This window comes from Pseudomonas canadensis, assembly GCF_000503215.1.
Taxonomy (GTDB): domain Bacteria; phylum Pseudomonadota; class Gammaproteobacteria; order Pseudomonadales; family Pseudomonadaceae; genus Aquipseudomonas; species Aquipseudomonas canadensis.
On record NZ_AYTD01000017.1, the window covers coordinates 204,044 to 230,115 of the forward strand.

General features: G+C 60.8%; 25 protein-coding genes. 4 read left to right on the forward strand and 21 right to left on the reverse strand.

The window, feature by feature from the left end:
- Positions 1-156 precede the first annotated feature (156 nt).
- Entirely contained in the window at positions 157-1,563 is a 1,407-nt protein-coding gene (locus U367_RS0119655; protein WP_028618277.1) for an adenosylmethionine--8-amino-7-oxononanoate transaminase, read from the forward strand.
- Positions 1,564-1,691: 128 nt separating this feature from the next.
- Entirely contained in the window at positions 1,692-2,411 is a 720-nt protein-coding gene (locus U367_RS0119660) for a 16S rRNA (uracil(1498)-N(3))-methyltransferase (protein WP_028618278.1), read from the forward strand.
- A gap of 3 nt (positions 2,412-2,414) precedes the next feature.
- On the opposite strand, the gene U367_RS0119665 is transcribed toward U367_RS0119660, so the two are convergent.
- Genes U367_RS0119665 through U367_RS0119675 form a run of 3 tightly spaced genes read right to left on the reverse strand, consistent with a single transcriptional unit; the run spans position 2,415 to position 4,936 of the window.
- A complete protein-coding gene (locus U367_RS0119665) occupies positions 2,415-3,317 on the reverse strand; it encodes a transporter substrate-binding domain-containing protein (protein WP_028618279.1) in 903 nt (300 codons plus the stop codon).
- A 25-nt stretch (positions 3,318-3,342) separates the two neighbouring features.
- A complete protein-coding gene (locus U367_RS0119670; protein ID WP_028618280.1) occupies positions 3,343-3,693 on the reverse strand; it encodes a RidA family protein in 351 nt (116 codons plus the stop codon).
- A gap of 10 nt (positions 3,694-3,703) precedes the next feature.
- Positions 3,704-4,936 (reverse strand): D-amino acid dehydrogenase, encoded by a 1,233-nt coding sequence (locus tag U367_RS0119675; RefSeq protein WP_028618281.1) that lies wholly within the window; start codon positions 4,934-4,936, stop codon positions 3,704-3,706.
- Between the two features lie 99 nt (positions 4,937-5,035).
- Between U367_RS0119675 and U367_RS0119680 the strand changes: the two genes are divergently transcribed.
- Positions 5,036-5,938 (forward strand): LysR family transcriptional regulator, encoded by a 903-nt coding sequence (locus U367_RS0119680; protein WP_028618282.1) that lies wholly within the window; start codon positions 5,036-5,038, stop codon positions 5,936-5,938.
- Here U367_RS0119680 and trhA read toward each other — a convergent pair.
- A complete protein-coding gene (gene trhA / locus U367_RS0119685) occupies positions 5,933-6,550 on the reverse strand; it encodes a PAQR family membrane homeostasis protein TrhA (protein ID WP_010207192.1) in 618 nt (205 codons plus the stop codon). The two genes, U367_RS0119680 and trhA, sit on opposite strands and share 6 nt — an antisense overlap.
- Positions 6,551-6,694: 144 nt before the next feature.
- On the opposite strand from trhA, the gene U367_RS0119690 reads away from it, so the two are divergent.
- Positions 6,695-7,609, forward strand: a complete 915-nt coding sequence (locus U367_RS0119690; RefSeq protein WP_028618283.1) for a LysR family transcriptional regulator — start codon at positions 6,695-6,697, stop codon at positions 7,607-7,609.
- A gap of 1,209 nt (positions 7,610-8,818) precedes the next feature.
- Here U367_RS0119690 and U367_RS1000000131765 read toward each other — a convergent pair.
- The 17 genes from U367_RS1000000131765 to U367_RS0119765 all read right to left on the reverse strand — a co-directional run bounded on the left by U367_RS1000000131765 (position 8,819) and on the right by U367_RS0119765 (position 25,935).
- Entirely contained in the window at positions 8,819-9,196 is a 378-nt protein-coding gene (locus U367_RS1000000131765; RefSeq protein WP_152537926.1) for a hypothetical protein, read from the reverse strand.
- Positions 9,197-9,662: 466 nt separating this feature from the next.
- A complete protein-coding gene (gene madM / locus U367_RS0119695) occupies positions 9,663-10,427 on the reverse strand; it encodes a malonate transporter subunit MadM (protein ID WP_010207194.1) in 765 nt (254 codons plus the stop codon).
- A gap of 1 nt (position 10,428) precedes the next feature.
- Positions 10,429-10,833 (reverse strand): malonate transporter subunit MadL, encoded by a 405-nt coding sequence (gene madL, locus U367_RS0119700; protein ID WP_015886323.1) that lies wholly within the window; start codon positions 10,831-10,833, stop codon positions 10,429-10,431.
- Positions 10,834-10,900: 67 nt separating this feature from the next.
- On the reverse strand, positions 10,901-11,800 hold the full coding sequence (gene mdcH, locus U367_RS0119705; RefSeq protein WP_028618284.1) for a malonate decarboxylase subunit epsilon: 900 nt from the start codon (positions 11,798-11,800) through the stop codon (positions 10,901-10,903).
- Entirely contained in the window at positions 11,797-12,384 is a 588-nt protein-coding gene (locus U367_RS0119710; protein WP_028618285.1) for a malonate decarboxylase holo-ACP synthase, read from the reverse strand. Before U367_RS0119710 ends, mdcH begins: the two co-directional genes overlap by 4 nt.
- Positions 12,378-13,148, reverse strand: a complete 771-nt coding sequence (gene mdcE / locus U367_RS0119715; protein WP_028618286.1) for a biotin-independent malonate decarboxylase subunit gamma — start codon at positions 13,146-13,148, stop codon at positions 12,378-12,380. The genes U367_RS0119710 and mdcE overlap by 7 nt, the downstream gene beginning before the upstream one ends.
- Positions 13,145-13,987, reverse strand: a complete 843-nt coding sequence (locus tag U367_RS0119720) for a biotin-independent malonate decarboxylase subunit beta (RefSeq protein WP_028618287.1) — start codon at positions 13,985-13,987, stop codon at positions 13,145-13,147. Before U367_RS0119720 ends, mdcE begins: the two co-directional genes overlap by 4 nt.
- Positions 13,980-14,279, reverse strand: a complete 300-nt coding sequence (locus tag U367_RS0119725; protein ID WP_015886328.1) for a malonate decarboxylase subunit delta — start codon at positions 14,277-14,279, stop codon at positions 13,980-13,982. The genes U367_RS0119720 and U367_RS0119725 overlap by 8 nt, the downstream gene beginning before the upstream one ends.
- A complete protein-coding gene (locus U367_RS0119730; protein WP_028618288.1) occupies positions 14,279-15,112 on the reverse strand; it encodes a triphosphoribosyl-dephospho-CoA synthase in 834 nt (277 codons plus the stop codon). The genes U367_RS0119725 and U367_RS0119730 overlap by 1 nt, the downstream gene beginning before the upstream one ends.
- Positions 15,113-16,783: a malonate decarboxylase subunit alpha gene (gene mdcA, locus U367_RS0119735; protein ID WP_028618289.1), complete on the reverse strand. Its 1,671-nt coding sequence runs from the start codon at positions 16,781-16,783 to the stop codon at positions 15,113-15,115. It lies immediately after the preceding gene.
- Between the two features lie 207 nt (positions 16,784-16,990).
- A complete protein-coding gene (locus U367_RS0119740) occupies positions 16,991-17,425 on the reverse strand; it encodes a hypothetical protein (RefSeq protein ID WP_028618290.1) in 435 nt (144 codons plus the stop codon).
- Positions 17,388-18,017 (reverse strand): nucleotidyltransferase domain-containing protein, encoded by a 630-nt coding sequence (locus U367_RS0119745; RefSeq protein ID WP_028618291.1) that lies wholly within the window; start codon positions 18,015-18,017, stop codon positions 17,388-17,390. The genes U367_RS0119740 and U367_RS0119745 overlap by 38 nt, the downstream gene beginning before the upstream one ends.
- A gap of 61 nt (positions 18,018-18,078) precedes the next feature.
- Positions 18,079-18,318: a DUF6124 family protein gene (locus U367_RS0119750; protein WP_028618292.1), complete on the reverse strand. Its 240-nt coding sequence runs from the start codon at positions 18,316-18,318 to the stop codon at positions 18,079-18,081.
- Positions 18,319-18,648: 330 nt separating this feature from the next.
- Positions 18,649-19,068, reverse strand: a complete 420-nt coding sequence (locus tag U367_RS0119755) for a hypothetical protein (RefSeq protein WP_028618293.1) — start codon at positions 19,066-19,068, stop codon at positions 18,649-18,651.
- A complete protein-coding gene (locus tag U367_RS1000000131060; RefSeq protein ID WP_073860050.1) occupies positions 19,046-19,429 on the reverse strand; it encodes a polymorphic toxin type 44 domain-containing protein in 384 nt (127 codons plus the stop codon). Before U367_RS1000000131060 ends, U367_RS0119755 begins: the two co-directional genes overlap by 23 nt.
- Positions 19,430-19,682: 253 nt before the next feature.
- On the reverse strand, positions 19,683-20,138 hold the full coding sequence (locus U367_RS0119760) for a chemotaxis protein CheW (protein ID WP_010207210.1): 456 nt from the start codon (positions 20,136-20,138) through the stop codon (positions 19,683-19,685).
- Positions 20,131-25,935 (reverse strand): Hpt domain-containing protein, encoded by a 5,805-nt coding sequence (locus tag U367_RS0119765; protein WP_028618294.1) that lies wholly within the window; start codon positions 25,933-25,935, stop codon positions 20,131-20,133. The genes U367_RS0119760 and U367_RS0119765 overlap by 8 nt, the downstream gene beginning before the upstream one ends.
- Positions 25,936-26,072 lie beyond the last annotated feature (137 nt).

A 26,072-nucleotide genomic window follows, 5' to 3' on the forward strand; every position in this document is an offset into this window, starting at 1 on the left:
ACATCGGATTAAGGACTATCCAGAAGAAACGTGACAGACCGTCCTGCCTTTACCGTCAATTCATAGGTAATGGCTTGTGACACAGCCATGCATTGCATAGGCTTGCGCGATTGTTTTACCTGCGCCCGCCGCAGGACCGCTTCGAGGAGATCACCGATGGGCTTGAACAACCAGTGGATGCAACGCGACCTTGCGGTGCTGTGGCATCCCTGCACCCAGATGAAAGACCACCAGCAACTGCCGCTGATCCCGATCAAACGCGGTGAAGGCGTGTGGCTGGAAGACTTCGAAGGCAAGCGCTACCTCGATGCCGTCAGTTCCTGGTGGGTCAACGTGTTTGGCCACGCCAACCCGCGCATCAACCAACGCATCAAGGACCAGGTCGACCAACTGGAACATGTGATCCTCGCCGGTTTCAGCCACCAGCCGGTGATCGAGCTGTCCGAGCGCCTGGTGCAAATGACGCCTGAAGGCCTGACCCGCTGCTTCTATGCCGACAACGGCTCGTCCTGCATCGAAGTCGCGTTGAAGATGAGCTTCCACTATTGGCTCAACCGCGGCCTGCCGAATAAAAAGCGCTTCGTCACCCTGACCAACAGCTACCACGGCGAAACCATCGCCGCGATGTCGGTGGGCGACGTGCCGCTGTTCACCGAGACCTACAAGGCGCTGCTGCTCGACACGATCAAAGTGCCAAGCCCCGATTGCTACCTGCGCCCCGAAGGCGTGAGCTGGGAAGACCACTCGCGCACGATGGCCCAGGTGATGGAACAGACCCTCGCCGAGCACCACGACACCGTCGCCGCCGTGATCATCGAACCGCTGATCCAGGGTGCCGGCGGCATGCGCATGTATCACCCGGTGTATCTCAAATTGCTGCGCGAAGCCTGCGATCGCTACGGCGTGCACTTGATACACGACGAAATCGCCGTAGGCTTCGGTCGCACCGGCAGCATGTTCGCCTGTGAGCAGGCCGGCATCCGCCCGGACTTCCTGTGCCTGTCCAAGGCCCTCACCGGCGGTTACCTGCCGTTGGCCGCCGTAGTCACCACCGATGACGTGTACGACGCGTTCTACGACGACTACCCGACCCTGCGCGCCTTCCTGCACTCCCACAGCTACACCGGCAACCCGCTGGCGTGTGCGGCAGCATTGGCGACCCTGGATATCTTCGAAGAAGACAACGTCATCGAGAACAACAAGGCCCTGGCCCAGCGCATGGCCACCGCCACCGCGCACCTGGTGGACCATCCGCACGTGTCGGAAGTGCGCCAGACCGGCATGGTGCTGGCTATCGAAATGGTGCAGGACAAGGCCACCAAGACCGCCTACCCCTGGCAGGAACGCCGTGGCCTGAAGGTGTTCAAGCACGCCTTGGAACGCGGCGCACTGTTGCGGCCTCTGGGCAGCGTCGTGTACTTCTTGCCGCCCTATGTGATTACGCCGGAGCAGATCGACTTCCTCGCCGAAGTAGCCAGCGAAGGCATCGATATCGCCACCAATAGCAAAGTCAGCGTCGCCGTTCCAGACAATTTCCACCCCGATTTCCGCGACCCAGGCTAGCCCCCTTTGTGGGAGCCGGCTTGCCGGCGATGAGGCCTTTACGCCTTGCAGCGAGCTTACAGCCGCCATCGCCGGCAAGCAGGCTCCTACAGGAATTTGTCATCGCTCCCATTTTCCAGAGAACAGAAATGAGACTGTCCCGTTTTTTCACCGACACCCCGCTGAGCATTGGCGATCACGAACTGCCGGAAGCCCAGGCGCACTACATCAGTCGTGTACTGCGCATGGGCGAAGGTGACGCCGTGCAATTGTTCGACGGCTCCGGCCAGGAGTTCCGGGGCAGCTTGCTGGAGGTCGGCAAGAAACGCGTTAGCGTGCAACTCACTGAAAGCTTCGCTGGCCAGACCGAGTCGCCGCTGCATATCCACCTCGGCCAAGGCCTGTCCCGTGGCGAGCGCATGGATTGGGCGATTCAGAAAGCCACCGAACTGGGCGTCAACGCCATCACGCCGATTTTCAGCGAGCGCTGCGAAGTGCGCCTCAAGGACGAACGCGCCGACAAACGCCTGCTGCACTGGCGCCAGGTGGCGATCAGCGCCTGCGAGCAATGCGGGCGCTCCACGGTGCCGGTGATTCACCCACCGCTGCTGCTGGCGGACTGGTTGAAACAGACCGAAGCGGACTTGAAGCTGGTGCTGCACCCGGTGGCCGAGCCGATGGTCAGTCACGCCAAGCCTTCCAGCCTGGCCTTTCTGATCGGCCCTGAAGGTGGGCTGACCGATAATGAAGTCGACAGCGCCCAAGCCGCCGGCTACCACGCCGCCCGCCTCGGCCCGCGGGTGTTGCGTACCGAGACGGCGCCGGTGGTGGCGTTGGCAGTCGCCCAACAGTTGTGGGGCGACTTCTAGGGTTTATTCCACCGGGTCACTGACCGGCTTGGCAATGATCGCCTTCAACTCGCTGGTCATCGGGAATTCCAGGTTCAGGCCCTTGGGCGGAATCGGCTGTTCAAACCAGCGCTGGTAAATCCCGTTGATCTCGCCACTGCGGTACAGGTCGGCGAGTGTTTCATTGACCACCGCCAGAAACTGCGGGTCGTCCTTGCGCACCATGCAACTGTAGATTTCCCGCGATTGCTCCTCGCCCACCACGACCCAGTTGTGTGGGTCCTTGGCCTTGGCGCGCTCGCCGTAGAGCAACGCGTCGTCCATGTAGAACGCCACAGCGCGGCCGGTTTCGAGCATCTTGAACGCTTCGCCGTGGTCCTTGGCGCTGATCACGAACATGTTGGTCTTGTGCTCGGCGTTGTAACTCTTGAGGAAGCGCTCGTTGGTGGTGCCCGCGGTGGTCACCACGTTCTTGCCTGCCAGGTCGGGAAAGCCTTTGATGCCGCTGTCCTTGGCCGTGAGCAATTGCCCCTTCACGTAGATAAACCCGTAGGAAAACGCCACCTGCTTCTGCCGCTCGGCGGTCACGCCGGTGGAGCCGCATTCCAGGTCGACGGTGCCATTTTGCACCAAGGGGATACGGGTCTGGGACGTCACCAGGTTGTACTTCACATTGAGCTTGGCCACCCCGGTTTTCTGCTGGATGCGCTCGACGATCTTGTTCGCCAGCTCCACCGAATAGCCCATGGGCTTGCCACTGTGATCCCCCACGTAGGAAAACGGCACCGACGCATCGCGATAGCCCAAGGTTATGGACTTGGCGCTGGCGATCTTGCCCAGCGTGCCGTCCAGCGGCACTTGATTCGCATGGGCCTGCGCGCCCAGCAAAAGCCCCAGGGTGCAGCCGGTCAACAGGATCTTTTTCATTGTTATTCTCCGTTGGTCTTTGAAGTTATTGACGTACTGCGATCACACTGATTTCCACCAGCACACTCGGTCGCGCCAGTTCTGCTTGCAAGGTGGTGCGCGTCGGCGCCATGCCGGGCGACAGCCAGGCTGACCACTCGTCGTTCATCGGCGCAAAACCTGCACCGATGTCTTTCAGGTAAATCGTCGCGTTGAGCAGGTGATCCTTGTCGCTGCCCGCCTGGGCCAACAGCGCATCGATCTTGGCCAGCACTTCGCGGGTCTGCGTGGCCACATCCTGGCCATCGCCGGGCACTTGGCCCGAGAGAAACACCAGGTCCTTGAAAATGGCCGCGCCACTCAGGCGTTCATTGCTGCTGATTCGGGTGATGGTCATCGGTGCATCCTCATGCAGCGCGGGGCGCAAGGCCCTGCATATCAATGGAAGGGGCGCGCTGGCTGATCAGCTCGGCCAGCAGTTGGCCGCTACCGCAGGCCAGGGTAAAACCGAGAGCGCCGTGGCCAAGGTTCAGCCACAGGTTGCGGCAAGTGCTGGCGCCAATCAGCGGTACGCCAGTCGGGGTGGCCGGGCGCATACCGGCCCACTCCACCGCATGGGTGTAATCGCCCGCCAGTGGAAAGGTCTCCAGAGCCTGACGTTTCATCAACGCAAGGCGCTTGGGTTCAAGGCGGGCGTCGAAGCCGACGATATCCACCATGGCCGCGACCCGCAGTTGCTCACCAATACGCGCGTAGACGATCTTGCGGTCGTAATCGGTGATGCTCACATTCGGCGCCTGATGTTGCATGCCAATCGGCACGCTGAGGCTGTAGCCCTTGAGCGGGTACAGCGGCAACGGCACCCCCAACTCGGCGCTGCGATACCCGGCCGCCAGCACCAGATGCTCGACCGGCATGACCTCATCGCCCAACTCGATGGCCTGCACCACTCCGCCAGCCTGACGAATGCCGGTGACCTTGCGACCCAGCAAAAAGCGGCATCGTCCCGACGCTTCCAATCGCGCCGCCAACTGCTGGCAGAACGCATGACAATCACCGACCTCCTCATTGGGCGTGTAGATCCCGCCGACAAAACCACCGCCCGCCAGCGCGGGTTCCAGGCGTGCGCAATCGGCGCCCGAAAGCACTTGCTGTTGCAGGATATCGGCGACCTTGCTGCGCGCCAGTTCAAAAGAGCCGGCATTGCGAAAGGTCACCAGCTTGCCGTTGCGCCGCCAATCGAAGCCATCCAGGTGATCTTCGTCACGCCACTGTTGCAAGGTGTCCTGGCTCAGGGATGCCAGGCGCAGCAGGTGAGCGGCATTGCGTTTGTTCACCGAGCCACGGCAGGCACCGAGAAACGCCGCCATCCAGCGCCACTGTTGCGGGTCGAGACGCGGGCGCAGCTTCAAGGGAGAGTCTCCTCGCAACAACCAACCAATGGCTTGCAGCGGCACACCGGCATCGGCCAGTGGCGCGACGTAGCGATAAGACAGCTGCCCACCGTTGGCAAAGCTGGTCTCGCTGCCCAGGGTCTGGCGCGCATCGATCACCGTCACCTCATGACCTGCACGCACCAACGCATAGGCGCTGGCCAGACCAATCACTCCCCCCCCGATGATGCACACCATTGCCGCCACCCGCCGTTGAATCAAGAGGCCCCAAGCCTAGAGGCAGGTGACAGGCCGCCGACAATGAATAAAGATGGCTCACCTATAAACAAAGGTTATGGACTTGCCATGCGCTTGCGTCATATCGAAATCTTCCAGGCCATCCGCCAAACCGGCTCCGTCAGCGCCGCCGCGCAGTTGCTGCACGTGTCGCAACCGGCAGTGACCAAGGTGTTGCAACACGCCGAATTGCAGCTGGGCTTCCCCCTGTTCCTGCGGGTACGCGGCAAATTGCAGCCCACCCCGGAAGCCCTGGCGCTGGAAAGCGAAGTGGAGAAAGTCACCGAAAGCCTGCAAGGGGTGCGGCGCCTGGCCAAGAGTCTGCGCCGTGCGCCAGGCCAGAGCGTACGCATTGGCGCGATCCCGGCGCTGGCCCTCTCGTTGCTGCCACCGGCGATTCTGGAATGGAAGCGCGACTATCCGGAGATGGCCTGCGAGCTGTCCAGCGACCACAGCCGCGAGTTGGTGCAAAAGCTGCTGATGCGTGAAATCGACCTGGCGCTGACGCTCAACTTCTCCGGGCATCCGGGTTTGACCACGCAGGTGCTGGCCAACGGTGTGCTGGTGGCGCTGGCATCCAAAGGCTATTGGTCCGACGCCGAGCTGAGCCAGCCGCTACCCCTGGCGGACCTGGCAGGCACCGCATTGATTGGTCTTTCCAGCGCCGATCCGCTGGCGGCGAAACTCGACAGCTACCTGGAAAACGTCGACCCACCGCCGCGGGTGACAATCTCCGTACAAACCTACTCCCTGGCCCGCGCCATGGTGGAGTCCGGCGCCGGCCTGACGGTGATCGACCCCTTTACTGCCCTCGGTGCCTCGACAGCCACCACGTGCATCCGCACACTCACGCCGCCGCTGCCGATTACCCTATACGCCCTCACCCGCGCAGATGAACCACCGCCGCACATGCTGGCCAATCTGCTGCAGATTTTTGGCCACCGAGCCCGTGAGCTTCTGGAGCGTTTATAGGACGTAATGCATGATCGCCACGAAGTGCAGCAAACTCCCACCGATCACAAACAAATGCCAGATCCCATGGGAATGCCGCAGACGGTCCTCCAGGGCAAAGAAGATGATGCCAACGGTGTACAACACCCCGCCCGAGGCCAACCAGATAAACCCCGCCGTGCCCAAGGCGGCGAGTAGCGGCTTGACCGCCACCAGCACGATCCAGCCCATCACCGCGTAAATCACGATCGACAGGATGCGCGCCTCGGAGCGCGGCTTGATCTCCTGCAGGATGCCAATCACCGCCAGCCCCCACACGATGCCAAACAGCGTCCAGCCCCACGGCCCTCTCAAGGTCACCAGGCAGAAAGGCGTGTAACTGCCGGCGATCAGCAGGTAGATCGAAAAGTGATCAACCTTTTGCATGATCTCTTTTCGACGCCCACGCACGCTGTGGTACACCGTGGACGCGCTGTACAGCACCATCAGCGTAAAGCCGTAAATCGCCACGCTGACGATCTTCCAGGGGCTGCCGTCCAGGCTTGCCACTACCAACATCCATACGGCGCCAATACACGCCGCGACTGCACCGAGCAAATGGCTCCAAGCGTTGAATCGTTCCCCGTGGTACATGTGCCGCTGACCTCCTGTAACCGTTAAGGGCTGATGGGCAAGCGTCCAGCCTTGCGCATAAGAGTGCAAGTGGCGTGTGACGTTCCGGGGACGGCGCGCGGTTTTGCGGGCACAATCGAGGGTATTCGAACAAGAGCCACGGCCATGCTGATCGACGAAGAATTCACCCTCAAAAAGCTCGAGATCTTCCTGGCGTTCATGCGCACCGGCAACCTGGCCCGCGCTGCCGCCGAGCTGCAAACCAGCAACGTCAGCGTGCACCGCGCCATCCATTCCCTGGAAAATGCCCTGCGCTGCCCGCTGTTCAAGCACGAAGGGCGCAACCTCACGCCGCTGGAAAGCGCCTACGTCTTGGAAGAACGCGCACAGAAGCTGGTGGCCGATGTGGTCGACAGCGTACGCCTCACCCGCGAAGCGGCCGGCTTCTCGGCCGAACGCTTCAAGCTCGGCTCACTGTACTCGCTGACGGTGAAGACCGTGCCGCAGCTGATCATGGGCCTGAAGATCCGCCGCAGCGAACTCAATATCGACCTGATCCTGGGCTCCAACTTCGACCTGCTCTACAAGCTCAAGAACATGGAAGTGGACGCGATCCTCATCTCCCTCGACGAGCACGCCAACGACCCGGACTGCGAACAGATTGCCTTGTTCTCCGACGACATCTTCCTCGCCACCCCGGCGGATTCACCGTTCGACCGCGATCAACAGATCGACCTGGCGGATGTGCGCGACGCAACCTTCATCACCCTCACCCAAGGCTTCGCCACACACCAGGATGGCAATCGCGTGTTCAAGCAGGCGGGGTTCGAGCCGAAGGTGGCGATGCAGGTCAATGACATCTTCACGCTGTTGAGCATGGTCAGTTCAGGCGTGGGTTATGCGCTGTTGCCGGGCAGGATCGCGGCGGTGTATGAAAACCGTGTGAAGTTGATACCGCTGCAACCCCTGTACCGGTTGCAGCAGCATATTGGCGTGGTGTTCCTGAAGGCCAAGGAGCGTGATCCGAACTTGCTGGCGTTGTTGGCGGAGTGTCGGATGTATGCCAATCGGCAGGGTTAGAGCATTTTCGATAACGCTACTTAGCAGACCTGACACAGGTGCGTCGACACGGGTTAGACCCTGAAGGCTCCCCACAAATCTACTCCAAGCTCTTCGTCTGATAATGCACCTCATCGCGCAGGGCTTTCTCCAATATTTCCAAGCATTCTCGACCACCAAAATCTGTGCAACTACGCCAATAGTCCAAGCCTAGCCGCCACAATGAAAGTACCCGTTTCGCCTTGAACCTGTTGATTTGATAGCGCGGCTCCAAGTCACTCTCCCAAGCCTAGAACCTGGTTAAAAAGATGAGATTTGGCTAGCGCAGCAATTAACAAGCACACATCTATGCGCTTTTGTGCATTTGCTTCGATGCAGACTAAAACCCAACTTCAAGTGCTCACTTTTCACATTTCGGAAGCCTTCTATGATCTGCACGAGCAGCTTATAAAGCTCGACTTTTTTGCTGGACTCCACTCACTTTGTGTCAGATTGCTTGCCAGCAAACACAGCTCTCGCTCACATCTGGCGGATTACCGCCTGAGTTTGCTTTTAGCAATTGATCCCGTGACTCGTTGAGGTTTACGGCCCTTGGCAGAGTGTCGTACGCAGTACAAATCGATGGTGCGGGGATAGGCCTGACTTGGCATGAAGCGCCCGAATACAGTCAGTGTGAGACGACGGCCATGCAGTAACGATCTGACACAACTCATCAGCATCGTCAGACGACGAGAATGGATCGAGGGCGGCGTTTGAGCGAGCGCTCTGTATAAAAATCGGATGATCTGCACGATTCGGAATCTTAGTTGTGTGTGGTGAAAACCAGGGTACCGATGCATACAAACCTCTTCAACATCCACAACCTATTCACTTAATGCAATAAAAATCAACCACTCAGGATCAGGACGGAGCTGACAACAACTGCGTTTGAGATGCAGCTAGTCAACCCGTAACCGCACAATTAAAGAAAGGGACCATAAATCAAGGAAACAGTTCTGTCTTTCGACCAATTGAGGTTTTTGAATTTCAAGTAAAAAAGCATCAAATATCTGCAGACCCTTTAGCCTCCCTAATGCTTTAAAGTTGCCGACCAATGAAAACACCTGGCGCTCTGGAGTTTTCATTGGCAGCACACAATATTGACAACATAACACCAAAAATCATTTAAACATGCAACCAATGATTTTATTTATTCTTGCAAACTCCCGAAACCAAAAAATCTCCATCTAACTATGAGTAAACAAGCTCTACTCTTGTATCATCTGACTTTGTGAATGATATGGTGTCATACTCCCCCGTGCGCTTATTAGTAATTATTCCATACAAATAATTATAGCTAAAGTCATCACTTCGAAGGTCACACCTTTCTTCACCAAAGTCGAATGTTATCGCTGAAGCAGTGTTGCCCTCATCACCTGTTGTTCTCAACCTAGTGTACCCAGAAGTACCACCAAGATTCGAACCCAAAAACTTGTTTTTCCCCCACCTACCTGTAAACGATCCCCTATCATAATCCGCAAAAGTTATATAAACCGTATAATAGGACTTCCCCTTATCTGTAACATTACTAAACCAGTTTGCTTGAAGTGCCGGATTTTCCTTGCTCATGATTTGTGCCCCCAGTAGATATCAATTTGGAAACTCAAAAAAGAAAAATAGCTTGAATTTCTTTTTTTGTTCCACGTAAACACTACATCGCAACTACCGATCGGCAACCTGTTAGAACTCACAGTTTTTTATATATTTTCGCGATATAAGTTATAGAAAAAGAATCTCAAAAGCGTATTGATCGCTCTCACTCTGCGTCACGGTTTCAAGAGCGGACGCAGAACGTCTAGGGCTTCATTCCCACGTAGAGCGTTCATCGTTCGACACAAGTCTCGATGAGCCTGGGAAATGGGGCTCAAACCGCAGCCGCAGGCTGAACATAGATCCCTGTCGAAGTAGGTTCAAACGCCCTATTTCTGGGGCTGTACTGGCCCTTCGTGAACAAGCTCGCTCCCACCGCCTTCGGCCAGAATCAAAGCGAACTTTTGTATAACGTTGAGCGCAGAGCCTGGGAACGATCATTGGGTTAGCCAACCAACCCGCGCACGATGAAATAGAGCAACGAAGGCCCGAGCAAGCAACCCAACCCGGTGTGGAACGTCGCCGTCAACGCGCCATACGGCACCAACCGCCGATCTGTCGCCGCCAAGCCAGCGGTCACGCCGCTCACCGTGCCGGCCAACCCACCAAACACCATCGCCGAACGCGGGTTATCCAAGCCCATCCAGCGCGCCGCCACAGGCGTACCCACCATCACCAGAATCGCCTTGATCAACCCGGTGGCAATCGACAGCGCCATCACATCCGACGTCGCGCCAATCGCCGCACCGGTCACCGGGCCGACGATATAGGTCACGGCACCCGCGCCAATGGTGGTCATGCTGATCGCATCGCGATAACCAAAGGCCCAGGCCATGCTCGCACCGACGATAAACGGCAGGATCGTGCCCAACAGCAGCGCAATCACACCGATCATCCCGGCCTTGCGCGCCTCGGTGGCTTGCACTTCGAACGCGGTGGCGACGATGGCGAAGTCGCGCAGCATCGCGCCGCCCATCAGGCCGATGCCGGAGAACAGCGCCAGGTCCGCCAGGCCTTTCTGGCCGCCGGTGATCGTGCCGCCGACCCAGGCCAATACCAGGCCGATGACAATGGCAATCGCCGAGCCATGAATACGCCCGAAGGTCAGGCGCTTGGACAGCACCACCGAAATCCACATGACCACGCCAACGAAGGCAAACGCGGTAATCAGGCCGTTGTGTTCCAAACCTTTTTCAATGAGATCCCACATATCAGCGACCTCCTACTGGCGCGATCAGCGGCTCTTCATCGGGCAAGGGTTCGCCCTTGTGGGTACGGCTGATCAGCGCGATGGTGCAACCACACACCACCACAGAACCAATCGCCGCGAGTACCGCCACCGGCCCACCGTGCAGGGCGGTGACCACGTTTTGTTGCGCAGCCATCGCCACCACCACGGGGATGTACATCGCGCCCCAGAAGCCCACGCCCATTTCGCAGTCCTTGGTCATGCCGCCGCGCTTTTGCATCCACAGGCGGGCGCAGATCAGCAGGATCATCGCGATCCCCACCCCGCCCACGTTGGATTTGACGCCCAGCAACACGCCAAGCATGTCGCCCATGATCACGCCTGCAAGCGTGCAGATCGCCAGCAGTGCCACACCGTAGATAATCATTGTTGTTGTCCTCAAAGTGCTCGATCGAAATTGTTGTTGTTGTGCTTCGAAAGCCTTGGGTGCTGCTTTATCGGTGGCGGCGTTCCTCCTCTTGCAGCAGGGCCTGCAAAGTGTCCAGGCGTGCGCCTTCGCAGGCGATCACCGTGCCCTGTTCAAACACCCGGCGCGACAGGCCGGTGAGCACCGCGCCCGGAGGCAGTTCGATTTGCAGGCGCACGCCGCGCTCGTAGGCGCTTTGCACGGTGCCGCGCCAGTCGACGATGCGACACATGTTGAAGGCCAGGTCGTCGCGCAATTGTTCGGGGTTGTGGATCGGCCGCGCACGGGTGCTGCTCAGGTAGGTGATGCGCGGTGCCTTGAGCGACACGAAGGCTTGTGCCAAAGCCTGGGCTGGCTGCTCCAGCAACGCGCAGTGAGACGGCACGCTGACAGCCAGTCGCTTGGCGATGCCGTTGCCTTTGATGCGACTGGCGACAAGCTTCATGGCCTGGTCGCTGCCAGCGATCACCGTCTGGTTGTCGGCGTTGATATTGGCCAGGTACACCGGGGTTTCGGGGCTGTGGATTTCGGCCAGCAGGTTTTCGACGGTGGATAACTCCGGGCCGATGATCGCGGTCATGCCGTAGCCCTGTGGATAAGCGTTTTGCATCAGCTCGCCGCGCAGGCTGACCAGTTTGAGGGCGTCGGCGAAATCCAGCGCACCGGCAATCACTGCTGCCGGGTAAGCACCGATGGACAGTCCTGCGACGTAATCCGGCGTGTGCTGCAGCAAGCGGGCGTGGGCCACGCCGGCGATCAGCAGGCAAAGCTGCACGGCGCGGGTACTCGCCAGGGCGTGCGCCGAATCCAATGCACGAACGTCTTCACCCAAGGCTTCGCTGGCGTGTTCCAACACATCGGCCGGCAACGCCTGGAGCATGCCGGGGCGTTGGGCGCCCTGGCCGGGGAAGACAAGAAGGCTGCTCATGCTAAGGCCTGCCAAGGGTCGGGGACGAGGTGCGCACCGCTGACCGTTTTCAACAGCACCCGCCGCGATGGACCGGCCCATTCGCGCAGGGCGATAGCGCCGAAAGGTGTTTGCAGTTGCATATCCACAGCGCACGCGGCTTTGTCCAAGGCTGCCAGCAAGTCGCGTGCATCGTTGCGATCCAGCGGCTCGGGCGTGCGCAGAATCAGGTCCAGATCGCTCTGGGCATGCAGCGCTTCAATGCCCGTGGCCAGCTCAAAACCCGCGCTGCCGGTGATGCCCCAATTCAAGGGCGCCAGCACCGGCCGCAGTTGTTCCAGTGCCTGCAAGGCCGGTAAGTCGCGTGTCGAGGCAACATCACGCAGCGCTTCCGGCGTTACTCGCCGCTGCACCGCGGCAATCGGTATTTCGGCGGCAAACCGCTGCTCGCGCAAACGCCCGCGCACGCCTACCGCGACCCAGCCCGGCGTGACGGTGGCGCGACGCACCACCACTGTGCCTACTGCCTCCACCGCCCACGCAGGAGCGTCAGCAGGCAGATGCGCCGGGGTCATGCCCCAGAGCAAGTCGTGGGCGTTCACCATTGCTCTCGCAGCAGTTGGCGCACGTGGCTGGAGGCGGCGCGATTGGTCGCACCCAGGCGGCCGCTCAAGTCGGTGCTGCCAATATCCTTGATCGCACTCACCAGGCAATCGCTGACCCGCGCCACATCCTCCGGCGTGGGCTGTTCAATCTGGCTGACCGACAAGGTTTCCCACAGCAACCCCAGGCTGGCGTAACTGTCGATGTCGTAGGCCATGGGCGGCACGCTGGCGGCCAGGGCTTCCAACTCTTCAACGCTGCGCAGCGTCACGCGCGCGGCCGAGGCCTTGCCCATGGCGTGCACCATCACACCGGGATCGCGCAGGGCAATCAGGCGATTGGCTTGATACCCATGGGCGAGAAACGCCCCGGACATCGCCTTGCCCACCAGCAGCGCAATCACCGGGTGCCCCGCCAGACGCGCACGGGCATAGCTGTCGGCGGCGGCGGCCAGGGCTTGGTGAATGCCGAGGGCTTCTTCGCGACGGCCATAGGCTTGGCTCGGTACATCGACGATGGCGATGATCGGGCGTTTATCGCCACGGGCGATGGCTTCATCGACGGCCTTCGCCAGCCCCCAGCCTTCCAGCAGGCCGACTTCGCCGTTGCGTGCGCGGGGGAAGCGGTTTTGCGCGTCGGTGACCACAGCGATATAGCGCACAGGCTGCTCACCCAGCACACCATCGGCGACTTTCAGCGAGTTGGGCAAACCCTCAACGGCTGTCGCTCCGGCGCTCAATGCGTTGAACCACTGCAAACCTCTCATGAGCGATCTCCTTGAAACAGCGCGCGTACCGTCGCCGGGTCGATTTGCGGCGTTGCGTCCAGTTCGGCCAAGCGCGCCAGGTAATAGTCGGCCTGACGACTGCGTTGTTGGGTGGGCAGGCCTTGTTGTCGTAATGCGCTGACGGTCTGTTGAATCTCGGCCACATCGTCAGCGACATAGCGATCGGCCAGGCCGCTGTTGAAGCGTTGCTCACCGCCGGTCAGGCTCCAGATGAAAGGCCGATCGCGGGAGTCGTACTCCTCAAGCCCCGCTTCCTGTTCGATGACTTGCGGGCCATTCAAACCCAGGCGCGCTTCGCGGGTGACGACAAGGTAACTGCACAATCCAGCCGCAATGGACATGCCGCCAAAGCAACCGACACTGCCCGCCACCACGCCGATCACCGGCTGGTGTTGGCGCAGATCGACAATCGCCGCGTGGATATCCGCGATGGCCGCCAGGCCCAGGTTGGCTTCCTGCAAGCGCACGCCACCGGTTTCCAGCAACAGGACGGCGCAGGTGGGAATGCCCTTGCGATTGTCCTCGGCCGCCAGCTCCAAGGCGCCAGCGATTTTTGCGCCGCCGACTTCGCCGAGACTGCCACCCTGGAAGTTGCCTTCGATGGCGGCAATGACGACAGGTTTGCCGTCGATGCTGCCCTTGGCGATCACCACACCGTCATCGGCCTGTGGCACCACGCCTTGGCGGCTGAGCCACGGCGACATGACGCGCTGGAACGGGTCGATCAATTCGCGGTAGGAACCGGCGTCCAGCAACGCCTTGGCCCGCTGCCGAGCGCCCAGCTCAACGAAGCTGTGTTTGGCGAGTAACTCAGTCATGGCCGATCTCCTCGAAACCCTGCTCCAGGCGCAAACGCACCACGCCCGGGGTGGCACCGAAGTCGTGGATATCAATGTTCAACGCCGGTGGCGTCTGCTCCTGGAAGATGCGCTCGAACAGATGCTGCCAGCGTTGTTCGGCGCCATTCACCGAGGTTTGCACCTGGATGGTCAGCGTGCCCGGCGTACCCGGTTCCAGCAGCACCTCCAGATCGCCCGAGCCGACGCAACCCACCAGCGCACGGCCTTTTGGCGGCTGCCCGGCGGGGAATTCAAAGGACAAGGTTTCCATCACAACGCTCCGTCGAGGCGGTCGATAAATAGGCAGGCAGCCAACAGGTCGGCGGCGCCGCCGGGGGAGGCATTCAGGGACAGCAGTTGAAGGTCCAGCGCGTGCAGTTGGCGACGACCGCCGAGGGTTGCGCTGCCGCCTGCCTCCAGCACGGCCTGGGCGCCGCGTTGCATCGCGTAGAGGCCTTCGGGACCGGCGCGGTAAAGCACGCAGGTGTCGGCCAGGTCCGTCATGATCGCGAGCAAGGCGTCCAGGCGCGCGTTCTGTTCGCCGGCGTTTTGCTGGCGGCTTCGGTGCAGCTGCGGCAAGCCGCGTTGCACCACGGACGGGAAGCCCAGTTGCGCTTCTTCACGAGCGCCGCGTGCGCCGTAACGTTGGGCGACTTGAGCACCGTGGCTCACGGGCTGCGGCGCATAGCGGTCGTTGAGCAAGGCCAGTTTGGCTGCCGTCAGCGTGACGGCGCGGGGTTCCAGCGCCGCCGCTGCCGTGAGCAAACCAAGGGCCCAGATCGCACCGCGATGGGTGTTCACGCCGTTGGTGGTGGTCAACATTGCTTGCTCACCTTCACGGCCAATGCGCCCAAGGGCTTCGCGCAGGGGCAAACCGACTTCACCGAATTCAATCGCCGCCTCGGCCATCTCCTTAAACATCGGCCACAGCGACAACGCCGAGGCGTGCATCAGGCCCAGGTGCAAATCACTGTGGGCGCCGTTGCCACGCCGGTCCACCAGCGCGGGTTTGGGCGACAGGTCCGCTTCATCGATCAGCGCATCGACGGCCAGATCGGCCAGGCGATCCGCAAGACTGAGTTCATGCAATTTAAGGGCGCGCATTTACCAGCTCCTGAATTTGGCGGGCGGGTTGTACAAGCCACCGGACCACTCCACCAGGTCGGCCACGCTCTTGGCGGCCAACAACTCGCGGGTGGCGTCGGTGCGGCGGATGCCCAAGTCTTCGGGCAAGGCGATCAACCCTTCGCGGCGCATGCGCGCGGTGTCCTTGGGGTTGTGGCGCAAGCCAATCGCCGTGACACCTGCGACGGCAGCGATCATCGCCTGGCGCTCTTCGAGTGAACGCGCTTTGTACAGGTAGGCTATGCCCTCTTCGGTAAGCAAGTGCGTGACGTCATCGCCGTAGATCATGATCGGTGCCAGGGGCATGCCGCTTTTGCGCGCGACCTCCACGGCATCGAGGGTGTCGACGAAGGTGGGTTTGCCGCCTTCCTGGAAGGTCTCGACCATTTGCACCACAAGCTTTTTGCCGCGCTCCAACAAGGCTTCGGGCGCATCGTCGTGGCGCATATCCAACCACGCCGGCGTGCCATGGCGGCGGCCGCGCGGGTCGTGCCCCATGTTCGGTGCGCCACCAAATCCGGCGAGTCGGCCACGGGTCACGGTGGAGGAATGGCCGTCACCGTCGACTTGCAGCGTCGCACCGATAAACAGGTCCACCGCGTATTGGCCGGCGAGCTGGCAGAACATACGGTTGGAACGCATCGAGCCGTCGCGGCCAGTGAAGAACACATCCGGCCGTGCGGCGATGTAGTTCTCCATGCCCAGTTCGGTGCCGAAGCAATGCACGCTTTCCACCCAGCCGCTTTCAATCGCAGGGATCAGCGTGGGGTGCGGGTTGAGGGTCCAGTTGCGGCAGATCTTGCCCTTAAGGCCGAGAGACTCGCCGTAGGTGGGCAGGATCAACTCGATGGCGGCGGTGTTGAAGCCGATGCCGTGGTTAAGCGACTGCACATTGTGTTTTTCGTAGATGCCACGGATCGCCATCATCGCCATCAGCACGTGCACCGGCTTGATATGGCGCGGGTCGCGAGTGAACAGCGGCTCGATATAGAACGGCTTGTCGGCCACCACCACAAAATCCACCCAGCTCGCCGGGATATCCACACGCGGCAAATCGGTGACGTCATCCACCAACTGGTTGACCTGCACGATCACGATGCCATCGCTGAACGCGGCGGGCTCGATCAGGGCCGGGGTGTCTTCAGTGCTGGCGCCGGTGTAGATGTTGCCGGCGCGGTCGGCCATGAACCCGGCGGAAAGCACCACGTTGGGGATCAGGTCCACCACCAGCCGCGCATAGAGTTCGATGTAGGTGTGGATCGCGCCGATTTCCAGCAGACCGTCTTCGAGCAATTGGCTGATGCGTAGGGATTGGGTGCCGGCGAAAGAGAAATCCAGCTTGCGGGCGATGCCTTTTTCAAACAGGTCCAGGTGCTCGGAACGGCCAACACTGGGCATGATCATGTGCAAATCGTGGAGCTTGGACGGGTCGGCTTTGGCGAGGGAGCGCGAGAGGAAATCCGCCTGCTTCTGGTTATTGCCCTCCAACACCACACGGTCGCCGGGCAGGATCAGCGCCTCAAGCGCCTCGACGATCCTGTCACTGGGTAACACCGCCCCGTCTGCGTATTTTTTGACCAGCCCGAGCCGCCGCTGCTTCTCGTCGCGCCGCCGCGTCCAGCGCGAGTCGGGGGTGATTGTTGTTGTCATGGTCGCTCCACGGGTTTGCTGTCGTGGGCTGTACCTTAGGAGTGATTCAGAGGGCCATCAATCAAGCTCGGAGGCGGATCGTTACGGTTGGAGTAACAAAACCTGTGTAGGAGCTGGCTTGCCAGCGATAGCGGTCGCTAATTGAACAATGTGCCAACTGACAGCACGCCATCGCCGGCAAGCCGGCTCCTACAGTTGACCGGTGATTCATTCCCACCTATGACCAGCAAGCAATGCTTGCACATTGCTCATTAATATCTTCGCACCTTCCATTAATTGGCCCAGCAGCGCCTCATCTTCATCCATGTACCCTTCATATTCCGCGAGGTTCCGACGCTCATGACACAACGCCAACAACCTCACCTGCACCTTGCCGGCGTCTGCGGTATGAACCAGGCATTGGAAGACCAGATAGCGTTTATCCGAGCGATAACCTTGCAAGCGCAAGGCCGTAAGGGCGATAGCATGAGCGGCGTTGTAAGCCAGGTCGAAACGACTGGCGAATGATAACTGCGGATTACCGGCGTCCCTCAGCCGATCCCTGGCTGAACGCATCAGCCCATCACACTCTTTGCGATCCGGCGGCTCAGCCTTCAAGCCGCCGCTACGTTGCAGATTCTCCAGGTTTACCTTGTTGTCCATCCGTGGATTCCAGGGGGTTGGTCCCCATCAGGTTGATCTTGTCCTGCTGCACGACCCGCTGCACAAAACTGTTCCCGGCATTCCATTTGCCGATCCAGTCTTCAGGGGTGTAAAGCGTCGGGTTGAGGGTGCGGCCCAGTTGCTCTTCCAGCGGCATGAGCTGCTCCATGACTTCACTGTAATTGAGGCTTTCGCCGATCAACATGAGATCTATGTCACTGGATGAGTGCGCCTCGCCTTTGGCGATGGAGCCGTAGATAAACGCCCAGGTTATCTGCTTGGCGAACGGCGCCAGTGCAGTGCGCAATGGTTCATCCAGGCTCAGGGTCTTGCGCACGATGGCCAACAACTCCGAGTAAATCGGGCATTGGGGGTTGGCTTGGTAATGGGTCTGGTTGCCTTGGCGCGTCATGCTCAAGATGCCCGCCAATTGCAGACGTTCAAGCTCACGAGTGAGGCTGCCCTTGCCCACCTGGGCCCATCGCGCAATTTCATTGGTGAAGAAGCTTTGGTCGGGTTTGCCGAACAGCAGGCCCAGTACTTTTTGTTGGGTGACGGTGAAGAGTGCAGTGCTGATCGGCAAGGTGTGCATGGCAGCGGCCAAAGAGTCCCAAAAAGGGAACGATAGGTCCCTTTTTGGGAACGATCAAGTTTTAAGCGACTGCAGAAGGGGAAATCTGTTCCAGGGCCCGATCCACTAATAGCTGCCCCAGCTCCGCCATTTGCTGGATGCCGAGCATGATCGCGCGCTGGGAGGTGTCCAGGTCGAAGGCGAGATTGCAGGTGAGTGCGTTAAGAGAAGACAGGGTTTCGCTGGCGTTGACCAGCAGGGTTTCGGTGTTTTCGTGCGGGTTTACGGTGAAGAGGGGCGGATTGGGGGTAGGTTTGACCATGATTTACAGCTCCGATATGTGATGGAGACTGCCCTCTTCCGCTTGCACGCGAATAAAGGTGGCAGCTGTGCGCAGGTGTGCAAGACCGGGCATATCGGACCCCGGCAGACCCCGAAGAGTCTCCCACGCACAGCCGCCATAACAAATACAGCAGGCATAAAAAACGCCCGTTGGATGGCTATGGGCGTTGGCGCGCCGATATGTAACCGGACTTGCACGTCCGTGTCACCGTTTTTTGCGATGACAGGACGAAGACTAGGCGCGCTGACGGCACGCGACAAGTTCATGCACGGCCCAACATCTTGCAGGAAAAATCCGAAGCCAGCCGGTCTACAACTTCATGTCTATGCTCACAGCGCCCAAACCTTCAAGCGGATAGCTGCGGTACGCATAAACCTCACCACGAACAGTGAGGTGGATGACGCCATCCTGCCGGGTCACTTGAACATCCGGCGCTTTGGTTTTCAAAAAGGGATGTGCCGAAACCAGCGCTGTCAGTATCTCCCGATCACTACCTAAGTCCTTATGAACGTAGTACCTGTAGGAAAATCCCACTGTCGCGCCGCCCTGACCGTCACGTGCTCCATAAATTGAGCTGCCGTTGCCCAAGGAGTGTTTCAAAACCACTTCGTCCAAATCCGGTGTACCGGATGACATGATCCAATTGCCCCCGATATAAATCAGGCAGGCTACCAGCAGGCAGTTGCGCAGAACCGGCAAGAGGCCCTTAGTAGCCCTGAGAAATTGCATACTCAATACCCCTCCTTATCCAATATTGATCTCGAGGATCATCGCCAAAAGGGTCTGCGCCCCACCATGACCCAAATTCCGGCTTGGTGGTTTTTGCGAATGTTTGAGCGACACCTGCTGCCCGTAACAGAACATGCTCGGGAATACCCAGCACCGTACCTGTAGCACCATAATTGAAGTTACCAAAAGCTTCGTACTGACGCCCTCGCTTCTTGTAGTTCCATGGGCCGGCAGCCCTGACCTGTGAGTAAAACCAGGAATAAGCGAATGCCGAGCCTGGCTGGAGATGAGTGCCTTTACACTTGGCGGTCGCCATATTTTCGAGAAGTGAAACACCCGGCGGCATTAACGGTACGGCCATTTGCGAATCCTTGCTGGCTGTGAGGAGCGCTGAACCTAGCACCCCACCTGGCACTGAACCTCCCGCGCAATCCAGATACAGAACTTGCCTACAACAGCTCCATCCCGTTCCGACATATTGATTTTCTCCACACAGAGCCTGGGAACGAGCGCGATTTAGTGTAGGAGCTGGCTTGCCAGCGATAGCGGTGGGTCAGTTGTTAATGAGTGGGCTGGCAGACCGTCATCGCCGGCAAGCCGGCTCCTGCAGGGATCTATGCCAAACCGGATTCGACCAGCAGGGCCTCAAGCCCCATCAGATCCGGCACCTTCGCCACATGCTCGCCCACCTGCACCGCCGCCAGCTCCAGCGGGCACAGCGGCACGTCCACGTAGCTCAATTCACTATCAAGCTTGTACGACCGGGGAATCCCCTGGATCACCAGCGCAATAAACTTCAGCGTCGGCCGCCCGCCCAACGCGTTCAACACCACTATCCGCGAGCGTTCGCCGGTCACGCTGGCTTCACCGCACACTGCTTCAAAGCTGATCAACGGGATTTGCCGATCGCGCCAGGTCACTTGCCGCAAATACCACGGCGGTGCATCGCTGGCCGGTTCGCCGCGCTGAAAGTCGATCAGTTCGGCGATGGCGACGTTGGGTAGCACCAGATGGCGGTCGGCCAGGGGCAGCAGCAGGCCGGTGAGTTGGCTGGTGCGGTGGTCAAGCATGGGACTTGCTCCAGTAGGCGATGCTTTCGAGCAGCACCGATTCCTGGTACGGCTTGCCGAGGTAGTCATTCACGCCGATGGCCATGGCGCGGTCGCGGTGTTTCTGGCCGGTGCGCGAGGTGATCATGATGATCGGCAGGCGCATCAGCCGGGGGTCGTTGCGCACTTGGGTGGCGACTTCGAAGCCGTCCATGCGCGGCATTTCGATGTCGAGCAGCATCAGGTCCGGGCTGTGCTCTTCCAGCACGGCGAGGGCGTCGATGCCGTCTTTGGCGGTGAGCACGTTCATGCCGTTGCGTTCCAGCAGGCGGCTGGTGACTTTGCGCACGGTGACCGAGTCGTCCACCACCAGCACCAGCAACGGACGCTTTTTCAGCGGGTCGTTGAGGATCAGTGGCGCATCCACTGACTGCGCCGGCAAGGCCGCTGGGCGGGCGCGGATATGCGCCAGCAGGTCGATGATCAACACCACGCGGCCATCGCCCAGAATCGTCGCGCCAGACAAACCCTGCACGCCGGCAAACTGCGGCCCCAGGCCCTTGACCACGATTTCCCGCGTGCCGGCCATGGCGTCCACATGGATCGCCACGCGCCGCTCGTTGCATTGCACCAGCAGTACCGGGACCGGCTGATATTGGCCCAACAGTTTCGGGCGGCTGACGGTGTGCAGCAGGTCGCCCAGGTAGAACAGCTCGTAACGCTGGCCGGCGTATTCATAACGCGGTGGATCTTGCTGGTAGTGCCCGGCCAGCTCATGGGGCAACACACGCACCAGGCCTTCGATGGTGTTGAGCGGGATCGCATATTGGTCGTCCGCACATTGCACCATCAGCGCGCGGTTGACCGACACGGTGAACGGCAGGCGAATACGGAAGTGCACGCCCATACCCGGCGTCGAGTCGATGAACATCGAACCGCCCAACTGACGCACTTCCTCATGCACCACGTCCATGCCCACACCACGCCCGGAAATCTGCGTGATCTTTTCCGCCGTGGAGAAGCCCGGTTGCAGGATGAACTGCAACACGTCGCGGTCGCTGATCTCCTGATTGGGATCGAGCAAACCGCGCTTGATCGCCTTGCGCCGCACCGCCTCCAGCGGCACACCCGCGCCGTCGTCGCGCATGTCGAAGACGATGTCGCCACCTTCGTGGGTCAGGTCCAGGGTGATGCGACCTTTCTCGGGCTTGCCGGCCAGCAGCCGTGCATCGCGGGACTCCAGGCCGTGGTCGACGGCGTTACGCAGCATATGCTCCAGCGGCGCGGCCATGCGTTCCAGCACGTTGCGGTCCATCTCGCCCTCGGCATTGCCGACAATGAATTCCACGTCCTTGCCCAGCTCACCCGCCACCTGGCGCACGATGCGCTTGAGGCGCGGCAGCATGCGCTCGAACGGCACCATGCGCGTGCGCATCAGGCCTTCCTGCAACTCGGTGTTGATGCGTGCCTGCTGCTGCAACAGATCGTGGGCGTCTTCGTTGCGGCGCTCAAGGGTGTCCTTGAGGTCGAGCAGGTCAGAGGCGGATTCGGACAACGCGCGAGACAGTTGCTGCAACTGCGAATGACGGTCCATTTCCAGCGGGTCGAAGTCTTCATAGCCCAGGCGCTCGGCCTCGGCTTGCTGGCGGCTGAGGATGCGGCCCTGGGTTTCGGTGTCGAGGCGACGCAGTTGGTCGCGCATGCGCTCAATCGTAGTTTCCACTTCGGTCAGGGCGATGCGTGCGTCGTTGACTTGCTGTTCGATGCGGCCACGGAAGATCGAGGTTTCACCGGCCAGGTTGACCAGGTCGTCGAGTAGCTCGGCAGAGATCTTCACCATGTCGGCCATCGGATCGACGACGGCCTCCGCCTTGCCCACCGGCAACGCCAATGGCGTCACGGGCTCATCGCTCGGGTGCACCAGGCTTTTGATGCGCTCGATGAGCTTGTCCACCGAGCCGACCGGCAAGCCGTCCGCCACCGCGTCGATCATCTGCGCCAGGCGATCATGGCAGCCTTGCAGCAACGCGAACAACTCCGGGGATGGCGCGAGCAATCCGGCGGACAGGCCTTCATAGAGAAATTCCAGCTCATGAGCCAGGTCGCCAATGGGCGCAATCTCGACCATGCGCGCGCCGCCCTTGAGGGTGTGCAGGTCGCGCAGCAGGGTCTCCACTTCCTGGCGATTGCCGGGCTCGGCCTGCCAGCGCGACAGCGCAGCACTGGAGCTGTCGAGGATGTCTGCGGCCTCTTCGAGGAAGATATCCAGCAGCTCAGGGTCGGCGCCGGACGCCGGCGGCGCGGCGACCGGTGCCGCTGGCGCGCTGCCTTGGCGCAGTGCGCGCACCCTGGCGATCAGCTCGTCGCTATCGCTCAGAGGCTGGTGATGGTGCAGTTCTTCAAGCTGCAAGGCGAGGCGCTCATGGCTGGCCATCAGCACGTGGGACAGTTCGGCAGAGTAGCTGTAGCGGCGGTCCACCAGCCCTTCATACAGGCATTCCAACTCGTGGGCCAGGTCGCCAATCGGCTCGATTTCAGCCATGCGCGCACCGCCCTTGAGGGTGTGCAGATCGCGTTGCAACGACGACAGCGGCGCGGCGTTGTCGGGCTCCAGCAACCAGCGCTTGAGCGACTGCCCGGCGCTGTCGAAGATGTCCACGGCTTCTTCGAGGAAGATCTCGACGATCTCGTCGTCCATCGCCGTTTGGTGATCTAACTGCTGTGTGGCGGCACCCAGTTCGGCAATGCTCGGCGCACGGCTGCCATCGCTTTTGATCAGGCCGGTGGCGGACGGGTCGAGGGCTTCATCCAGCAGCTCACGCAGGGCTTGGACACGGGCCGGCGCCGGGCTGATTTCCTGGCCGGCGGCCAGTTGGTCGAGCATGCTGATCAGCGCTTCATGGGCCTGTTCGGCCTCATGGAAAAACCGCTCGCTGACCGCCAGGCTGCTTTCCTCAACGGCGCCGTACAGGTCGAGCAAGGCTTCGCAGAGTGCGTCGATGGCGTACAGGTCGGCAACGTGCGCGCCCTCCCCCAACGTGGTCAATTCATCCAGCAGCGCAGTGAGCTCCTGGCGATCGCCGGGGTGTTGCTGCCAGCGACGCAGCAGGCTTTCGGCGTCGAGCAGGATGTCCATGCCCTGGGCCAGGAAGTTGGCGATCAGTTGTGGATCGCGCTTGATGCGCACGTCGAGCAGCGCTTCAAGCTGCTGATCCAGCAAACGTTGAGTGCGGCTGATCAAGTCCTCTGCACCGTTGATCGGCGCCAGGGGATCGCTCTCCAGATCCCGTAGACCCCGCTGGAACAGTCCTTCGGCTTCCAGCAACAACTCCACTTCGTCCAGGTCCAGCGGCAGGCGGTGGGCCTTGTACTCGCGGGTCAGGTGGTCGAGCGGGCGCGCCAGCTCGGCAATGGGCAGCACGCCAGCCATATAGGCGCTGCCCTTGAGGGTGTGCAGGGCGCGTTGCAGTTCATCGCTGACTTGCAGCGGTACATGCTCGGCGGCCTGTTGCAGGAAGTGGTTGAGGCTGTCCAGATGGCTTTGGGCTTCGTTGCGGAAAATCTCCAGCAGCATCGGATCATGAGGCTCGGCGGCCAGCGCGGGTGTACCGCTGGCCAAGGCGTGGGCACGGGCGGCCAGGGCGTCGACTTCATCGCGTTGACGCTGGTCGTCGATGGCAAAGTCAGCGATCAACTCCGGCAGCAAGGCCACCGCTTCATCCAGCACCTGCTGCACATCCGGACCGAGGGTCACGCTGCGTTCCAGCACACGGTTCAGCAGGTTCTCCACAGCCCAGGCCAACTCCGCCAAGACCAGGGCGCGCACCATGCGCCCGCTGCCTTTGAGGGTGTGGAAGGCGCGGCGCATTTCGGCCTGAGCGGTCTTGTCCGCGCTGTTAGGCAGGTAACGGTGCAGCACCTCGAGGACTTCGTCGGTCTCCTCAAGGAAGACTTCGCGCAGTTCATCATCGATAGGCTCTTCATCGGCCGGCGGCGGCAACAGGCTGCCAGGGCGCTGCAGGGCCGGCGGGTTCAGCCGCGACGTTGGGCTGGCGAGTGCGTCGAACTGCGATTGGCTCGGCGTAACCTCGGCCGAGAGCGCGCCATCCGGTACGACCAGGGCCTGGCGCCAGGGTTTTTCGGCGGGCAGGTAACCCAGTGCGGCCAAGCCTTGGGTGGCTAATTCCAGCACACGCTCACCCGCCGCATCCGGGTCCTGGAGCATGCGCTCCAGGTAATATTCCAGGCTGCTGATCACGTCGGCGAAATGCGCCAGTTGCATCTCGGAAGGCGGTGCATCGTTGCCCATCAACTGCTCGTCGACGTAATCGGTGCAGCCGCGCATCAGGCTTGCCGCGCGGGGCAACGGAATCATCGCCAGGGCGCCACGCACCTGGCTCAGCAGCTCCGGCAAGGACTCCAGGCGTTGGCGATCCCAATCGGCTTCGATGCAGTCGATCACCAGTTCCTTGGCCTGCTTGAGGCACTGGCAGGACTCACGGATCACCAACTGGTGGATCTGGGTCAGGTCGGTGGTGGGCAAGCGGCTTTCTTCGCGGCTTTCCGGTTCGACGGTGCCAACCATGCCCGCCAACGTGGCTTCGACGTAGAGCAAGGCGCCGGCGACATCCATCAATACAGCGTCATTGGGTTCGCGCTGGCCTTGGACCAGGCTCAGCACCACGGCGAGTTGGTCGATGATGACTTTACGCGGCTGGCCGAAGCCCAGCACCGCCAGGGTGTCGGCGATCTGCCGCAACGGCGCCAGCAGTGCATCAAGGTCGCTGGTGTGCTGGCGGTCGCTGCGTACGAACAAATCGAGGCGTTCTTTGACCCGAACCAGCTCTTCACACAAGGCGCCCAGCACCGAGCCCATGGCGTTGCGATCCGGTCCGGCCAGACGGGCGCGTTCGGCATCGACCACCGCGCTGTCAGGCAAGGCTTCATCCAGGCCGTAGCGTTCCTTGAGGCTTTGCATGCGCGGCGTCGGACGGGTGACCTTGGCCACATAGAACAGCAGGCTCTTGAGCAATTCATCCGGCGCCGGCTGGTTGATCCCGCCGATGCCCTGGGCCAGCAGGCGTTTGAGTTGCTTGTCACTGGCCTTGAGCAGACTGCGCAACGCCGGACTGTTGGCGATCACGCCGGTGAGCATGCCTTCGACCAGCGCCGAGGTGACCTGCCACAGCGGCAACAGCGGCGCGCCTTGGCACAGTGCCTCGAGGCGTGCGAACACCCGCGCCATGTCTTCCAGGTTGCTGGGGCCATGGTCTTCACGCAGCAGCCCGGCCAGCGCCTGCTGCAAAAGCTGGTGCCACTGGCGCAATTGCTCTTTCAGGTCGGGCGCCGCGCGTTGGGCCAGGGCCTCATCCGGCAGCGCCGCGATGGTCAGCAGTTGCGGGCTGAACAGGCTGGTTTCCGACAGCAGGCTTTCGCCGCGCGCACTGCGCAGGTCATTGAGCAGTGGCAACACCACCAGCGGCAGGTCGCGGCGGGCGCTGTGCACGCGGTCCAGGTACAACGGCAATTGAGTCAGGGCCTGTTGCAGCAGGCGGATGCTTTCGTCGCGCTGACCGACACTCCCGGCTTGCAGGGCCAGCGCCAGCGCTTCGACTTCTTCCGCCAACAGCGCCGCGCCGTAGAACTCGACCATCTGCAACGCGCCATGCACTTGATGGACACACGCCAGGCACTCGCTGATCGCTTCGGCGTCTGAGGTTTCGACGTACGCGTCTAGCGCCGAACGGGCCTGTTTCAGGGTTTCGGCAATGTCGCCCTTGACCCATTCGAGGGCCACGTAGTCGTGCCGATCAACCATAACTGCTCCGCTTAGAATTCGTGGGTTGCTGGTGGTACGAGATCTCAAGACAGATAGAGATCAAATGTGGGAGGGGGCTTGCCCCCGATGGCGATGCATCAGTCAAAGATTGGGTGACTGACCCACTGCTATCGGGG

Excerpts from the sequence above, each read along its gene's own strand:
- U367_RS1000000131765 (WP_152537926.1), bottom strand. The coding sequence starts at position 9,196 with ATGAGCAAGGAAAATCCGGCACTTCAAGCAAACTGGTTTAGTAATGTT.
- U367_RS0119740 (WP_028618290.1), bottom strand. The coding sequence starts at position 17,425 with ATGGACAACAAGGTAAACCTGGAGAATCTGCAACGTAGCGGCGGCTTG.
- U367_RS0119680 (WP_028618282.1), top strand. The coding sequence starts at position 5,036 with ATGCGCTTGCGTCATATCGAAATCTTCCAGGCCATCCGCCAAACCGGC.
- trhA (WP_010207192.1), bottom strand. The coding sequence starts at position 6,550 with ATGTACCACGGGGAACGATTCAACGCTTGGAGCCATTTGCTCGGTGCA.
- U367_RS0119670 (WP_028618280.1), bottom strand. The coding sequence starts at position 3,693 with ATGACCATCACCCGAATCAGCAGCAATGAACGCCTGAGTGGCGCGGCC.
- U367_RS0119710 (WP_028618285.1), bottom strand. The coding sequence starts at position 12,384 with ATGGTGAACGCCCACGACTTGCTCTGGGGCATGACCCCGGCGCATCTG.
- U367_RS0119725 (WP_015886328.1), bottom strand. The coding sequence starts at position 14,279 with ATGGAAACCTTGTCCTTTGAATTCCCCGCCGGGCAGCCGCCAAAAGGC.
- U367_RS0119720 (WP_028618287.1), bottom strand. The coding sequence starts at position 13,987 with ATGACTGAGTTACTCGCCAAACACAGCTTCGTTGAGCTGGGCGCTCGG.
- madL (WP_015886323.1), bottom strand. The coding sequence starts at position 10,833 with ATGATTATCTACGGTGTGGCACTGCTGGCGATCTGCACGCTTGCAGGC.
- mdcH (WP_028618284.1), bottom strand. The coding sequence starts at position 11,800 with ATGAGCAGCCTTCTTGTCTTCCCCGGCCAGGGCGCCCAACGCCCCGGC.
- U367_RS0119755 (WP_028618293.1), bottom strand. The coding sequence starts at position 19,068 with ATGCAATTTCTCAGGGCTACTAAGGGCCTCTTGCCGGTTCTGCGCAAC.
- U367_RS0119760 (WP_010207210.1), bottom strand. The coding sequence starts at position 20,138 with ATGCTTGACCACCGCACCAGCCAACTCACCGGCCTGCTGCTGCCCCTG.
- U367_RS0119660 (WP_028618278.1), top strand. The coding sequence starts at position 1,692 with ATGAGACTGTCCCGTTTTTTCACCGACACCCCGCTGAGCATTGGCGAT.
- mdcE (WP_028618286.1), bottom strand. The coding sequence starts at position 13,148 with ATGAGAGGTTTGCAGTGGTTCAACGCATTGAGCGCCGGAGCGACAGCC.
- U367_RS0119665 (WP_028618279.1), bottom strand. The coding sequence starts at position 3,317 with ATGAAAAAGATCCTGTTGACCGGCTGCACCCTGGGGCTTTTGCTGGGC.
- U367_RS0119765 (WP_028618294.1), bottom strand. The coding sequence starts at position 25,935 with ATGGTTGATCGGCACGACTACGTGGCCCTCGAATGGGTCAAGGGCGAC.
- madM (WP_010207194.1), bottom strand. The coding sequence starts at position 10,427 with ATGTGGGATCTCATTGAAAAAGGTTTGGAACACAACGGCCTGATTACC.
- U367_RS0119745 (WP_028618291.1), bottom strand. The coding sequence starts at position 18,017 with ATGCACACCTTGCCGATCAGCACTGCACTCTTCACCGTCACCCAACAA.
- U367_RS0119655 (WP_028618277.1), top strand. The coding sequence starts at position 157 with ATGGGCTTGAACAACCAGTGGATGCAACGCGACCTTGCGGTGCTGTGG.
- mdcA (WP_028618289.1), bottom strand. The coding sequence starts at position 16,783 with ATGACAACAACAATCACCCCCGACTCGCGCTGGACGCGGCGGCGCGAC.
- U367_RS1000000131060 (WP_073860050.1), bottom strand. The coding sequence starts at position 19,429 with ATGGCCGTACCGTTAATGCCGCCGGGTGTTTCACTTCTCGAAAATATG.
- U367_RS0119690 (WP_028618283.1), top strand. The coding sequence starts at position 6,695 with ATGCTGATCGACGAAGAATTCACCCTCAAAAAGCTCGAGATCTTCCTG.
- U367_RS0119750 (WP_028618292.1), bottom strand. The coding sequence starts at position 18,318 with ATGGTCAAACCTACCCCCAATCCGCCCCTCTTCACCGTAAACCCGCAC.
- U367_RS0119730 (WP_028618288.1), bottom strand. The coding sequence starts at position 15,112 with ATGCGCGCCCTTAAATTGCATGAACTCAGTCTTGCGGATCGCCTGGCC.